General features: G+C 66.7%; 5 protein-coding genes. All 5 read right to left on the reverse strand.

Annotation, left to right across the window (positions count from 1 at the left end; all coding sequences use genetic code 11):
- On the reverse strand, positions 1–151 hold a 151-nt coding region (locus EK23_RS00005), incomplete at its 3' end, for an ExbD/TolR family protein (RefSeq protein ID WP_045223860.1).
- 3 nt (positions 152–154) lie between these two features.
- Complete coding sequence (locus EK23_RS00010) at positions 155–1963, reverse strand: DUF2341 domain-containing protein (protein WP_045223861.1); 1809 nt, start codon at positions 1961–1963, stop codon at positions 155–157.
- Between the two features lie 41 nt (positions 1964–2004).
- Positions 2005–11940 (reverse strand): filamentous hemagglutinin family protein, encoded by a 9936-nt coding sequence (locus tag EK23_RS00015; RefSeq protein WP_045223263.1) that lies wholly within the window; start codon positions 11938–11940, stop codon positions 2005–2007.
- Positions 11930–13501, reverse strand: a complete 1572-nt coding sequence (locus EK23_RS00020) for a ShlB/FhaC/HecB family hemolysin secretion/activation protein (RefSeq protein WP_052807725.1) — start codon at positions 13499–13501, stop codon at positions 11930–11932. Before EK23_RS00020 ends, EK23_RS00015 begins: the two co-directional genes overlap by 11 nt.
- Before the next feature lie 14 nt (positions 13502–13515).
- A complete protein-coding gene (locus tag EK23_RS00025; RefSeq protein WP_045223264.1) occupies positions 13516–14793 on the reverse strand; it encodes a PKD domain-containing protein in 1278 nt (425 codons plus the stop codon).
- Between the last annotated feature and the right edge of the window lie 73 nt (positions 14794–14866).

Here is a 14866-nt window from a genome sequence, read left to right on the forward strand (position 1 = left end):
GCGTGCTGCTGGCCTTGGGCAGGTTGACGGTGATGCCCTGCACCGTCGCCGTGGTCATGATGATGAAGATCAGCAGCAGCACATACGCCACGTCCAGCATGGGCGTAATATTGATGTCGTCATAGACCTTGCCTTCCTCGCCGACTTTCATGGCTCAGCCCTCGCGCTGCAGGTCCGCGGCGCGCTCGGAGACCATGGCCAGGAACTCGTCGGTGAACACGTGCATGTCCGCCGTCAGGTCCTTGATCTGGGTGAGCAGGTAGTTGTAGCCAAACAGGGCGGGGATGGCGACGGCCAGGCCGGCGACGGTGGCGAGCAGGGCACCGGAGATGCCGGGGGCGATGGAGTTGATGTTGACGTCGCCGGTGGCGGCGATCACGGCGAAGGTGATCATCACCCCCAGCACGGTGCCGAGCAGGCCCAGGAACGGCCCGCCGGAGATGGCGATGGTGAGCAACACCATGCTGCGGTTGAGTTTCTGGGATTCCCGCACCACCGCCGCGTCCAGGCGCGCGCGGATGACGTTCAGCGCCTCCGGGGTCAGCATGCGATTGCTGCCACCCCGGGCCACCCGCTTCTTCAGCTCCTGCACGCCGGCATGGTAGACGTGGTAGATGGGCGAGGACTGAAAATGGTCGTGCTTGCCCACCAGGGCAGTGAGGAAATCGGAATCGGCAAACTCCTTTTCTTCCTCGCTTTCGTCCTGATCCAGTGCGCCGGGATCGGAGGCGTCGATGTCGCGGTACTGCGCCAGGAAAGCCCGGTTATCCTTGCGCGCCCGGGAGATGGCCAGCCCCTTGGTCACCATCACCAGGGAACTGATGACGAACATCACGCCGCATAGGGCGATGACCACCCAGCCGTCCACGGTGAGGCTCTGCAGGATGATGACGAAATAGCTGGTGCCTCCGCCGCTTTCCTTGCCCTCGTCCTGGCCGAAGCTCAGCAGCGTGAAATCCGGGCTCTGGCTGCGGAATTGCAGCTTGATCCAGTCGGCGCTTCGCGCCGTCCTGGCCACCTGGATCTCGTCCAGCAAACCCACCAGGCCCTCGCCGAATCTCAATGTGGGCGTGAACGCCGCCAGGCTTACCGGCGAATGACCGACGGGTGCCCCATCGACGTACAGATGCAAACCCGCTTTATCGGCGGTCAGCGCCACATACTGCCAGCGCCCCAAGGCCAGGTTCGCCGCGGTCGTCTGGCCCTGACCGGCCGGTCCCTGGTAGCGGGCCGTCAGGGCGGTGCCCTGTAGTTCCAGGCTCAAGCCGTTGCCGCCCTCCGAGGCGGATACCAGGCTCACGGTCCCCTGGGGCTGGTCGATGCGCACCCAGGTTGAGAAAGTCCAGCCGGGCTCCGGCGCGATGGCCAATTGCGGCGCGGGGTTGACGCTGACGCCACCGGCCCCCGTGAACCGGGCGGCAGAACCAATCCAGCCGGCGGGCTCTGGCTGGGCCTTGGAGTCGGCCGCATGGCTGGCATAGGCGGTGGCGTCCTTGGGGAGCGCCTCGCCGTCGCCGAAATGAAACACCAAGCTCTGCGCCGTGTCGTACAGTCCCTTGCTGTCGGAGGCATCCGGCGCATTGCCATTGCCGTAATACATCCAGAACGCGTCGCTGCTCACCCCGCCGCGCACCTGGGGCAGCTTGATCCAGACCAGAGCCTGGTCGTTGGCCGCATCCAGCCGCGCCAACGCGTGCTTCAACGGCAAGCCCTGGTTGTCGATGAAACGCAGGTCACGGCCGCCCGGCGCCAGTTCCGAGAAAAAGGCAAAGTTGCCCAGGTGCAGGCGCAACAACACCGGCACATCGGTCAGGGTGTCCTTCACGTCGGCCCCGGTGATTCCGCCATCCACGCTGATCTGCTTGCGCGAACTCCAGTGATCGTCCCACCAGGCATGGGCCAGCGGCGGACTGAGGCACAGGCAGCAGACCGCCAGCAGGCGGCACGCGGTACGGACATTCATCAGGCTCATCTCGTCAGGTCGTTCAATGGGTTTCACAGGCATCAGCCGCAGCCGGGCTTGCCTTCGCGCACATCGCGGATGGAACAGTCGCCAAAGCCCAGCACGTCCACCTGCAGGGGCCGCAGCAGGGAGGAATTGCTGGCGCTCACCGGGTTTGTCGCCGAGTTGCTATCCGCCTGGGCGGTGCTCTGCTGGGCCGCCTGGGCGGCGCTGGCGGCGGCACTTTCCGCGCCGGCCGGGAGCGCGGGCACCGCCACGTTGACCGTGGGCAAGCCGCTGGCCACGCCTCCCACATCGATGTTGCTGGCGCCGATGATGGCGTTCGCGGCGATGGTGACGTTATTGCCACCGATGCCCGCCTCGGCGGCGTCCACCACACCACGGGGCGCGGCAAGCACCACATCGCCGGGGTCACGGCCGGTGGTGGTGGCGGCGGTGCGGATGCCGCTGCCGGAGACCACTGGCGGGTACTCGATGCGCAGATTGCCCTGGGCGTCGAAGGAAATGATGGGGGGCGGCGCGGCGATGGCCGACTTGGCCCCGCGCCCCGCGTCGATGTTGCCGTTGGAGGACCACACGGTGATATCGCCGCCGTCCAGGGCGAATACCCGCGACTGGTTCACCTGGAAGTCCCTGTCCACGAAGGCATTAATGGCGCCGTCACGCTGAGTGACGATGCCCAGTTGGCTGGTGGGCTTGGCCCCCGAGAAAGAGACCGCCAGCCCCGCATTCACCTCGCCTCCGGGCACCAGCAGGTTGATATCGCCGCCGTCCACGGTCTGGATGCGGCTGAACACCAGGCTGACGTCGCCCTTGAAGTCGGCGCCGCCCGGAAACAGGCGGTCCGCGGCGGCGAACCCGGGCTCATAGTCCTTTTTCAGCCCACTGACGGCGGCCTTCTTGGCGGCATCGGACAACTGGGTGAAGAACAGGCCAAACAGGAATTCGCGCTGCTCCGTGGGCGCAAGGCCGGCATACACCGCGGGCGCGTCGGTCTCGCTGAGGGTTCCGTCACCGCCGCGCCGGCGCAGGAAGGCGGTCAATGCGGCCCGATTGATCGTAGCGGTCGGGTCGTAGGCCTTGGCGAAGGCGTCGAAGTCGGGCGGGGATTTCACGCCCACCAGGATCGAAATGCTGGCACCCTCGTCCGGCAGCGCCGTGTTGAAGGTATTGCCCAGGGTATAGATGCCCTGGGATGTGCCCAGGTCCACGCTGCCGCCGGCATTGATCCACAACTCGCCCGGACCGGACAGCTCGATGCCGCGCACCAGGTTGAGCAGATTGCCGGCGGCGGCGCGCGGCGTGGTGAAACTCAGATCGCCCCCCATATCGAAGGTCGAGAGCCGGTATCCGGCGTGCTGCAGCTTGAAACTCACGTCGCGCAGATTGCCGCCAGCGGTAACCTCCGCCGGCGATGCGAAGCTGAACAACAGTGGATCCTGGGCCAGGATGTTTCCCCCGGCGCGAAGCGTGGCCGGCTCGGCTGTGCTGCCGTGCAGCGGGCTGGTCGCGTGGATCAGGCTCGCGGCCCCAAAGGGATCGAGCCGTTGCGAGGCGTCAAGGAAACTGCGCGCCGGAAACGCCACGGAGGGCAGCAGGGTCGGGTCGGCATCGGACTGCAGGACCGTCACGTTGACACCGGCGTTGCCCGTAGTCAGGTTCCCGCCCGCTTCCAACGCGAACCGTCCCTGGGCGGAAGGCAAGGTCACCAGCGAGTGCTCGATGCCGATGCTGCCCTGGGGCGCGCTGACCTCCAGGGAGCCGGGATAGACGGCGAAGGCGCGCAGCGCGGCACCCGGCAGATCAAGGGATTCGCTGGAGGCACGCCGCGCATTGAGTGCGCTCACCAGGCCATTCACATCGTTTTGCAGTCGCACATCACCCGCCACGGAATCCAGCTTGAGCTGGCTGTCGGCGGAATAGGTGAAGAAATAGCTGGCATTGCGGCCCCCGGCAATCACGGTGGGATTGAGCACGGCGCCGATCGCGACGTCGCCCACCGCTTGCACGTCGAAATGGCTTTCACCAAGAGCCAGAACGGAGCCCAACCCCGCTTCGTCGGTGCTGAGCGCACCGCCCGCACGGAGGGTGGCGCTGCCCCGGCCCACATAGAAGGTTCCGCCGCGCACGTCCCCTCCGGCGGTCAGGGTCAGATCTCCGCCACCGCCCACCTGTACCTGGTTGCTGAGGAAATTGGAGTCCGAAGGCACCTCAGGCCGGGCCTGCTGGCCCAGCTGCTTGCCGGTGGTCGGCAGCATCACCGACAAATCATGGACGTCGCGGCCGGCGCGCAGGTCCACGTCGCCGCCCCCCAGGGCGCCCAGATTTTGGCGAAAACGCGAGTTGGCCAGGGGCTGCCCGTCGAAACGGATATCCGCCGCGCCCAGGGCCAGGGCCCAGGCGGTGGGTGTCTCTCCGGTGTGGGTGGGGTTGCGGCTCCAGTTGCCGGTCTCGACAAACCAGTCGTTGAAGAACTGGCCGGTGGCCGCGCCCACCAGATCGCGGCCGGCGTTGATGCGGATCGAGCCCCCTTCGACCGGATACTCACCGTAAAAGCCGAAGGCCACGAAGGAAGGTTTCAAGCTGCCGTAACGCGCTTGTGTCTCGGCCCGGCCTGCGGTATAGAGCGCGGAGGTATCATCGGCCAGGACAAAATCCCGCCCCGCCTGCACGTCGATGTCGCCGGTCCCGGTGCGCACCAAGGCGCCGGAAGCCAGGCTGACGTCCTTGCCCGCCACCAGCCGGTAGCCCCAGGAGCGGTCGGACATCAGCTGGTCCTTCACCGGTATGAAGGTGCCCGCCCCCAGCAGCGCGGACACATCGATGCCGGACGGGTCGTAAGACAGAATGCCGTCGCTGAGGGAACCATCGAAGCGCAGATCGCCCGCGGCCTCCAGAACCAGCACGCCGGGCCGCCCGCCGTAACGCTGGCCCGAAAGATCCCAGCCTTGCGCGCCCAGAACCAGATCGCCCGGGCTTTGCACCGTAAGGCCGGGACGCAGCCCGCCGGGAATGCCCAGGCGGCTTTCGATGGCGTCGGCATGGGTCATGAAGGCCGCGGTATCCGTTTCCCAGGCCGCAGTCTCGGCGGCAGTGATCGTGCCTTCGTGAACCTCCGTGCGCACCGCCTCGACCGTGACCTGCCCGGCCTTCACCGCGCTGCGCAAATCGCCGCTCACCGCCACGTCGTCGGTGCTGCGCAGGGCCGCGAGCTGCACCGCCCCCGCCGCCGTGCCGGCATCGCCGGGTGACGCATCCAGCGCGGCGCCTGACGCAATGTCGACGCCGGCGTTGCCATCGCCATCGCCATCGGTGGCCTGCAGCCACAGCAGCCCCGCCTTACCACCGGTTCCCCGTGCCGTCACCTGGGCGGTGGAAGCCAGTTCCAGCCGGTCGCCGGCGTCGAGCAAGACCCTTGCGCCGCTGCCCTGGGCAGCGACGGTTCCGCCGATGCGCACATCACCCGCATCCGCCGCCAGACTGATGTCGTGTCCCGCCAAGCGCTGACCGGCGGCCACCACCAAATCGCCCTGGCGCACCCGCAAGTCCAGGGTATCCCCAAAACCCGAAGCCACCAGTTGATTAAACAGGGCAGACCACGCGTCGCCCGCTTTCGCCGTTCCCTGGTCCAGGCTGAAGCTGCCCGGTGCATTGCTACCTGCGGCATTCATGCTGCCGGCAAGCTCCACCCGGCCCGACGCCTGCACTTCCAGGCCACCGCCGCGGCTACCGCCCAGTTCCAGGCTGGCCGAGGGATTGAGGAACACATCGCCGGCGGCGGCGCTGAGCGCGATGCTTCCGCCGTCACTCAGAACGGCATCGGCGCCCACCGCGCGCCCCGACACGTCGATGCGCGTGCCGGCATCCAGGCTCAGGTTGCCGCGCTCGACGCTCAGGCGCACCTGGCCGGAAGGCAGCCTGACATTGCCGGAGAAAGCGAGATTACCCGCGGCGATGTCCAAACGTCCGCCCAGGGCCGGGGCCGCCGGCGAAGCCTCGCCGGAGCGGGCCACGGACACGGCATGCCCCGAAGCCTGGATCTGGGTATTCGCCCCGGGGCCGCTGGTCCAAACCGGCGCCGTGAAGGACAGATCCACCGTCGATTGCAGGCTCCCCGCACCGGAACCGGCGATTTGCCCGGCGGCTTGAACATCGGCACTTGAAAAACCATCGACGCGATAGGCGCCGGCACCCAGCACGAAACGCTGCGCCCGCAGTTGCAGGACGCCATTGCCATGACCGGCTTCGGCGGAAGCCGCATAGGGATTGGAGAGACTCAGGGTGTCTGCGGAAATCTGCGCAACGTCGCCCGCCGCGCCATGGCCCGCCACGCCCGCGCTGCGCCAGTCCAGACTGCCCAGATTCAGCTCGAAGCTGCCCTCGACGCCCACAGGATTGGGACTGCCCAGCACCAGGCTATCCAGATTCAAGGCGTTCAACTGGCTGGCGCTCAAGAGCAGGCCCTGCGTACGCCCGTTCGCCTCACCCAGCGCGACATGGGGCGCGGTCACCTGCAGGGAACCGCCTTTCATCGCTAGCTGGCCCTGGAAGCTGGATTCGGCGCTGGCATCCAGATTCATGGAGCCATCGGCTTCCAGCACCGCGCCGGCTGCGACCTGGAGCGACCCGCGAGTCCCGTCTCCGCCTTGCCGTTGCACCTCCGCTTGCGGACCGGCGGAGACCCGCAGCAGCGCGCTGTCACCCTCGATGTGCAATGGCTTGACTGTTTGGACAACTGCCTTGCCGGTGCCGCTGAGATGCGCGCCTTCGCCCACCTGAATGCCGTCCTGCGCGGTCAGGATCAATTCAGGAGCGGCCAGTGCCGCATCCTGGGCGACGGTGATGTTCTGCGCCCGGGTGGCAATATTGGTAGCGTTTTCGCCGACCGAGCGCACCCCGCCTATCAGCACGCTGCCCACCTGCAGGCGGTCCAGGTCGGCGGCGGACAGCCGCACCTGGCCCGCGCCGCCGGGCGCGGCGTCGGCCACAATCTCGATACGCTGCGCGGCGATATCCAGGGCTCCCGCCCGGCCATTCTTGACAGCCGTGGCGACCACGTCTCCGGCCAGCGCCAGGGCCGACTGGGCATCGATCACCAGGCTGCCGGCATCCTGCGGCAGTTGTGCCACCGCCTGCTTCTTGCGCTCCGCCTGGGCGCTGAAAAACGCATTCCCCGTGGCCAGGTCATACTGGGCGCGAGCCCTTACCGCAGAGCGCGGCGTCACGGCGAATCCGCTCCAGCGTGCATCCCGTAAGGGCGTGCCCGCCACGCTGCGATACCCCGCGATGACCACATTGCCAAGGTCGTTGCGGAAGCGGTTGCCCGGCCCGAAATCGCGGGTGCCTGCCTGCTGCGTCACCAGAAACGCCCCCGGCAGCAGGGCATAGTGGGCGGGCAACAGGACATAATCGCCAGAAGGCAGGCCCCCGCCGCTCGCGAGATGCACGCTGTCGCCCACCTGCAGCCCCGAGGTGGGCAGTTCCAGCGGGTCCGTCGGCGCCGCGTTGCCCTGGAATCCGGGCAGCACCGCGAATTTCGGCGCCGAAGCATCGCTCTCCAGCACGTCTTTGGAGCCGCCGATGCCGGGCACGAATTCGAAGGCGAACAGGTCGCCGCCGCCGGAGCTGTCGATTTTGGCGCCAGCCTCCAATTGAACCGCGCCGGCACTGAGGTTCAACTGCTTGTCCGGCGGGGCCAGGGAAGTACCCTCGGCGCGGCTGGCATACACCAGTTTCTGGGTACCCAGGGGATAGACCCAGTCCAGTCCGCCCTGGGTGCGGCCGAAGGGAATGAGCGCGCCGCCGCCCGCGTTGGTGGTCAGGCTGCCCGGCAGCATGTCGAGTTGGGTGGCCGCCGTCAGGCTGAGACTGCCCAAAGGTACCTTGAGCACGCCGCCCTGTTCGATCACCGGCGCCTCCATCCGCAGATAACCGCCGGCCGAAAAAACCGGGCTCGGACCGTCCCCCGGCGCGATGCGCAGGGCAGCGGTAGGGGCGTTTTCCAGCGCGATGCGGAAATCGGACAAGGTGGTGGGATACACCTGATCGGCGGCAAGGCTCAGGTCGCCGGCCATGAGGTACTCGCCGGTCAGATCACGCTGCTCCTGGGTAGTGCGTATGCCCTCCAGCCGGATGTCGCCGGTGCTGGCCAGGTCGGCCTTGCCAAAGCCCGAGAGTACCGTGGTTCCAACCAGGTCGATCAGGCCCGCGTTGGCCGTCAGGCTACCGGAACCCGTCACCGCAACCCCGTCGCCCGGCCGGGTCTGGCGCGAACCAAGGGCGATATAGGCGGAATCCAGTTCGGCCGATGCGCGCCCGCCCTGGGGCCTGGCCTGCAGCACAGGCGAATCGAGGCGGATGCTGCGCTGGGTCTGCAACACAAGATCACCCTGCAACTCGATGCGGCCGGGAGTTGTGACGGACAGGTTGGCGAAACGGCCTTCTTCCACTTGGGATTGGGAGAGTGTCGCGATGCCGAATTCCGAAGCGGGCAAGGCCTTGCCCAAGCTCAGATCCACGGGACGGTCCGTCACCTGCATCCCGTTGACCCGAATCACGCTGGGCGCGTCGGGAAAGGGCTGTTGTCCGGTGGACAGAGGATCGGGCTCGCTGCGAGTGAGCTTGTTCAGCTCGATTGACAGGCTGCCGCCCGCGGCCCCGGCCACCGGCCCCGGCGCCGCCCGCAGCGTGCCTTGCAGTTGCATGCCTTCCGCCGCCCGCAGTTCGATGCTGCCGCCATTGGATGGAACCAGCCGCCTGACGGGCAAAACCCCGCCTGCCACGCCCTGGCTGGCCACGTCAACGCGGGCGGCGGTGCCGGATACATCGATGACCGAACCGGGAAGCAAGTTGACGAAGCCGCGGTCCGCGCGCAGGGATACCGTGCCCCCATCCAGCACATCGCCGGTGATGAGGCCGGCCGGATCGTTCATCAGCAGTGCCTGCCCAGGCGCGGCCAGGCTGGCTCCGGTTCCCAGCCAGATGCCCTGGCCGGCCAGAAATCCGGGATCGGTGCCGAAGGGCGGCGTGACCTGCAGGGCAATGTTTCCCGCCGGCGCGATGATGGACCCTTCCAGGAAAAGGCTGGTATCGGAGACCAGGCTCACGGCCCCACGCGCATCGGTGCGTATTTGTGCGCCGGGTTCAAGGCGGATGGCGGCGTCCGGCCCGCCGTCGCCATTGGTCCGGGCCAAGGTGAGCGTGAGCTTCGCAGGCTGACGCGCGGCTTCCTGCAAGGTCTCGACATGGCTGAAACGCGCGAGCGCAGCCCCGGTGCGCTGGCGGGTAAAGCCGGGGTCCAGCTCGCGATTGGCGACCACCGGACTGACCTGTGTGCCGGCCTGAACGGTGATGCCGGACCGGTTGGACGAGACCTGGAAAGTCTGGAAGCCGCCCTGGCTGAAGAAGCCGCTGGCCAGCCTCAGCCCTGCTCCGGCCGTGTCGCCCTCGCCGATGTCGACCCGCGCGGAGGCCAGGGAGAGCGTCCCACCCTGTCCGCCGCCGAGGGCATAGCCCTGCAATTGTCCGTCAAGCCGCAGGTTGGAGCCTGCCGGAGCTTCGGCAGCCAGGGTGACGCTGCCGGCATTACCAGCAGTCACTTGTCCATCCACCGCGCGCCATCCACCGCCGCTCACGTCCACCCGGCTGCCGGCCTTCATGCTGACATCGCCCTCGGCGGTCACCTGCACGCTGCCACCGTCCCGGAATACAGGGCCCAGGTAGGGCCTGGCCTGGGGGTCGGGCAGGTCATTGACCCACTGCCCGGCCACATCGATCAGCGCCGTGGGGCCCAGGTCCACTCCACCGCTGAGACGGCCCTGGGTGCTCGACGTCAGTCGCGTGGACAGTTCGACACTGGCTGCGGCGCCGCGGATGCCGCCGTCCATTTTTACTTCCCCGCCCCGGAGGGCCAGCGAGCCGGAGCCTGGCACCTGCACCGTGACGTCGGCGGGCACGGTGACGACGCCCCCCGAAGCGATGGAGGCCTTGCCCAACCCTGCCGCCGGCATGAAATCGGCGCCCAGGACCAGAGTCGGCTGGGATGCCGAGGCATCGGCCACACCACCCAGCTGCACCGGCTGGGTGCTGTCGGGTGTCCGCGCCAGATCGATGCTCAAGTTCCCACCCGGCACGTACTGTTCCGCCTGACGCTGATGCAGCCCGCTCACCGCGCCGCCCTTCAAGCCACCTTCCAGTTCCAGGACGTTCGCTGCAATGCTGAGCGAGCCCGCCCCCTTGCCCTCGACATAGCCTGCCTCGAAGCGGCCCTGCCCACCAGCTCCCGGCACTTCCCAACGGCGGGTGAAATGCCAGGCCCGGTAGGTCTTCTCGATATCACCGAGGATGCCGTCGTAGCGCACATCGGGGCTGGCCTCGCCGATATCCACAGTGTGGCGGTCCTGAATCAGCTGCGTGGTCTTGATGTAGCCGGGGCGGTACAGCAGGGATCCGCCTGAGAAATCGAGCAACGATCCTTGCTGCAACAGGACGTCGCCTTCGGAGCCCAGTTTGAGGCTGCCCCCGGCCGTGCTGCGCTCGCGCACCGTGCGGCCTATGCGCTCCAGCGCGCCGCTGATATCGCCGATTGGCGTTCCCTTGCGGATGTCGACGCTTACCGTCCTGCCATTGAGGATGCCGGACTTCTGCAAGGGCGAGTCGCGCAGCTCGTTGTTGCGCAGTTCCACCTTCACCACGTTGCGTTCCATGGGCAAAGACACGCGCTTGAGGCCGGACACGTCGATGCGCGCACCCTGGTCAATGATCAGTCGGCTTTCGTTGCGGACACCCTCCGCCCCAGGCAAGTCCGGATGTTCGGTAGCGGTGATGTTCACCTGGCCTGACCGGGCCCGCAGTAGAGAGCCGGCGCACAGCTCCACCCGGTTGCCCATGATGTCGACGCGCGAGGCTTCCTGTGTCTGGCTATCCACGGCGGTGGCCTTGTCCTTGAGGTCCGGGCTGGCCTGGGTCAGGCTGCCTTCGCCCAGGATGACGCTGGCGCGGGTTCCCAGTCCGTCGCCCGTATCCTGGGCGCGGATGGATTGCTTCGCTTCCAGCACCCAGCGGTCACTTTCCCGGCGCACCGCGGCGCCTTCCCGAGCCAGCAGCTTGATGGAGCCGTTGGCACGCACAGCTGTCTTGGCAGAGATGCGGCCTTGCTGATTCACGGCGAAGCCCACCAGGGTCACATTGCCGCGATCCGCCAGCAGCTTGCCCAGGTTGGCCACCTCGCCGCCGCTGCCCACCTCCACCAGGAGGCCGCGCAGGGCCGGATCGCCGCTGACCTCCTGCAGGTAAACCTTGTCCGAAGCCGCCGCCAGCACCACCTGCCCGTCCGGGGCGGATACACTGCCCTGGTTGCGGATGGCTGGCGCAGCCATGACGATGCGCCCGGACGCGGCGGCATCGATCTTGGCGCCGGCGGCGACCTCGATGGCGATCTTCTCGGGCTTGCCATCAACGCCGGTGCGAAACACCGTGCCGTCACTGGTGAGCGTGGGACGTCCGTCCTGGTCGATCACCTTGGTCAGGCCGCGCTGGAACGTGTCATCGCTGATCTGCAGGGTGCTGACCACCAGGGAGTTGGCGTCCACCTTGGCGTCCTTGCCGAACAGAAAGCCGTTCTGGTTGACCAGATAGATCTGGCCATTGGCGCTGACGGTGCCAAGGATGCGGCTGGGGTCGGCCTGGTGGATACGGTTCAGGGCGATGGCCGAAGCGGAGGGCTGGCGGAATCGCACGGCGCCGTCGCGGCTCACGTTGAAGCTTTGCCAGTCGAGAATGGCGCGGTCGGTGTGCTGGATGACATTGAGGGTGTTGCCGCTCACGGCATGTTCGGCGATTCCCAAAGCGGCGAAGGCCTGTTCGGCCACGGGCAGTTCCGCCGCGCAGACACCCTGGGCGCACACGCTCATGACCAGCAACGAGTGGATGACCCGCGCCAGAAGTAGGCCCCGAGGATAGGTACATTCAGTATTCATAGGCCACCCGGAAGTCCAAGCGCTGCTCACCGACGCCTGTGCTGTCCAGGGCCACCAGGGGATAGGCCCAATCCAGCTCGCTGATGAAATGGGCGAAGGCCCGGAACCGCAGCCCCGCCCCACAACTGGCCAGGGTGTAGCCGCGGGGGGCGCCCGGCAAGGCATCCTGGATCCACAGCCGCGCATAATCGCCGAACAGCAACAGGCGCAGCCGGTCCACGCCGTCAGAGGCGGCGAAGGCGAGATCGGGGAAGTGCATTTCGAAGCTGGCGTTGAACCCGTTGTCGCCCAGCGCCTGGGTTTCGTGGTAACCGCGCACGCTCTGCCAGCCGCCGGCCCCGAACTGCTCGTTGCTGATGAGGGGCGAATCCGCCAGTTGCCCGGCCAGGCGCATGTGCGCCTGGAAATCCGCCGGCAGCATCTGGCGGTGGCGCAGGTCGGCGGCCCCGTAGATGTAGGCGGAGGTGGAGCCGGCGCGCTTGTCCTCGAACTCCTGCTGGGTGTTGCCCAGTCCGCGGATAGAGAAGTTCACCTCCGCGTTGAACTGGGTGAGCGAATTGTCCTCCCAGGTCAGGCCGCCACCGTAGGACAGCAGGAAGGGCGAATAGGAGATCGGCGTGTTCTGGGTGTCCGAACCGGCCAGCACCAGGGACTGACCGAAGTCCTTGTAGTCCCAGCCAAAGGTGGCGCTGTGGTAATAGCGCCCTTCCCCGGGCAGGGGCTTGACCAGGCGCAGCCCGTAGATGTTGCCGTTGCCCACCACCGTAAGGGCGCCAGCGGAAGCGATGTCGCTGCTGGAATTGAGGCCGATGCCGTAAAAGGCCAGGCGGGATTCGAGAAAATCCACGGGCATGACATAGGTGCCGGCCCAGACTTCCAGATCCTGGGTGTTCTCCGGCGATACCTGATATTGCAGGGAGGCGCTGTGATAGCGTTGCCACAGGTTGTCGTAGCGCAGCAGGCCGATCAGCCGTAAGCGCGAGGTATTGGCGCTATTGCGGCCATTGACTTCGACGCTTCCGTGCAGCGGGAGCTGATCTTCCACGCCGAGATCGACCTCCACCGTGCCGGGCGTCCGGCCGGCGCGCATGACAGGTGTGATGCTGCGGTCCTGACTCTGCTGGCTCAATTCCGCCAACTGAGCCTGGGCCTTGGGGAGGTCCAGCACTTCGCCCTTGGCCAGGGCCGGAACCTGTTCGCGAATCTTGGAAGGGGAAAAATAACGGGCCCCCGTAACCTTGAGACGGTCCACCGTGCCCTCGCTGACCTGCAGGACGATCACCCCAGAGCCAACTTCCTGCTCGGGGATGTCCACATTGCAGGCCGCGAAACCGCGCGCCTGATAGAGCGCTTCCAGCGCCTTGCGCGCGGCCTCCACGTCGTCCACGGTCTTGCCGGGGCCGAGAAAAGGGTAAACGGTCTTCTCGACGTCGCGTACCGGCAGGCGGGTATTACCCCGCACCCGGTATTCGCGGACATCGAACATCTCGAGCGCTGCGGTTGCAGCGCTGGCCGGCAACAGCAAGGCTGCCGCGGTCAGGGCCCGGACCTTCAAGCGCAATCAGACCAACCTTGCTACTTGGCTTTGCGCTCGACCACGATAGCCGCCGTATCGCACAGAGCCTTGCTCTTGTTGCTGGGCTTCACGCAGATCTGCAGCGCACCGTTGGCGGTGACGAAGCTCTTGCCCGGCTTCCAGGGGATGCTGCCCTTGCGCAAGGGCACGGTCTTGATTAGCTTCTTGAACTTCACCCCGTTCTTGGCGAACTTGATGGTGGCCTTGCGCTTGCCGTTGATCTCCTGATAGCGCCAGGTGATGGTTTGCCGCTGGCCTACCGTCCAGGTGGATGGGACATCCAGCAGAACCGCCGGCCCTGAAGCCGGGAACTCGGTGACGATCACCTGAACCGTGTCGCTGGCGTTGGCGGCGCCATCGTTCACGGTGAGGGTGAAGTCGTAGGTTCCCGCCGTTCCCGCCAGGAAGCTGGGCGTCGCGCTGTTGGCGTTGGTCAGGGTGACGTTGGCTCCACTGGTTTGTGTCCAGGTATAGGTCAAGGGCGTCGGCGCGCTGTCCGGATCGCTGCTGGCGCTGCCATCCAGGCTTACCGTGACACCCAGGCCCACGGCCTGGTCCGCGCCGGCATTGGCGGTGGGCGGTTGATTGGAACCGAGGCTTCCCGACGAGGCAAAGGTCAAGACGCCGGCTGAAGACAGTGTCCAACTGCCCGCCTTGAGTATCTGGCCTTCCGCCTGTCCGGTGGAATTGTTGACGTAATAGAAATCCAGCGGTGTGTCGGTGGTGGCCACGGTGCTGCCCGCCACCTGGCCGCCCAGGTCGGAGCCCCAGTCGTCGCCGGCAAAATAGCCCGCGTCGGAAGCCGTGAAGGCCGCCGACAAATTGGCCGCGGCCGAGGCCGGCGTTCCGTCATAGGGCGTGGTGTTCAGATCCAGCACGTAGTACTGGATCTTCTGCCGCACGGCGTCGATGGCGACGAAGTTGGAGCGGAGAATGCCCGCCCCCTCGCTGCTGGAGAGCAGGTAACCCCACTGGCTGATATTGCTGTTGTCGGACTTCAGCGGATAGAAGCCCGCCACGTTGAACACCAGTCCCGATTTGCCGAGGAAGGCCGAGTACGCCGGGTCGGAAGACAAGTCGTAGGTGCCGCCGGGGTTTTGCAGGAACTGCACCAGGGTGCGGCCCAGGTCCTTGTAGTAGGACTTGCCCGATGCCTCGTCATAGACCGCCACGAACAACTCCGACGGGTCGCCGCGGGTGCCGTCACTGATCGCCGCCAGCGCGGGCTGCCCCAGCAGCAAGGCGGCGCTTGCCAAAAGGCTCTTAAAAATTCTCATCGATGGTCTCCAGGAAGGAGTGATTTCAGTCTCTGTTTCAGGCGTGCTCAGAGGCACCGAGCGGAACCGCTCG

Source organism: Methyloterricola oryzae, from assembly GCF_000934725.1.
GTDB classification, from domain to species: Bacteria; Pseudomonadota; Gammaproteobacteria; order Methylococcales; family Methylococcaceae; genus Methyloterricola; species Methyloterricola oryzae.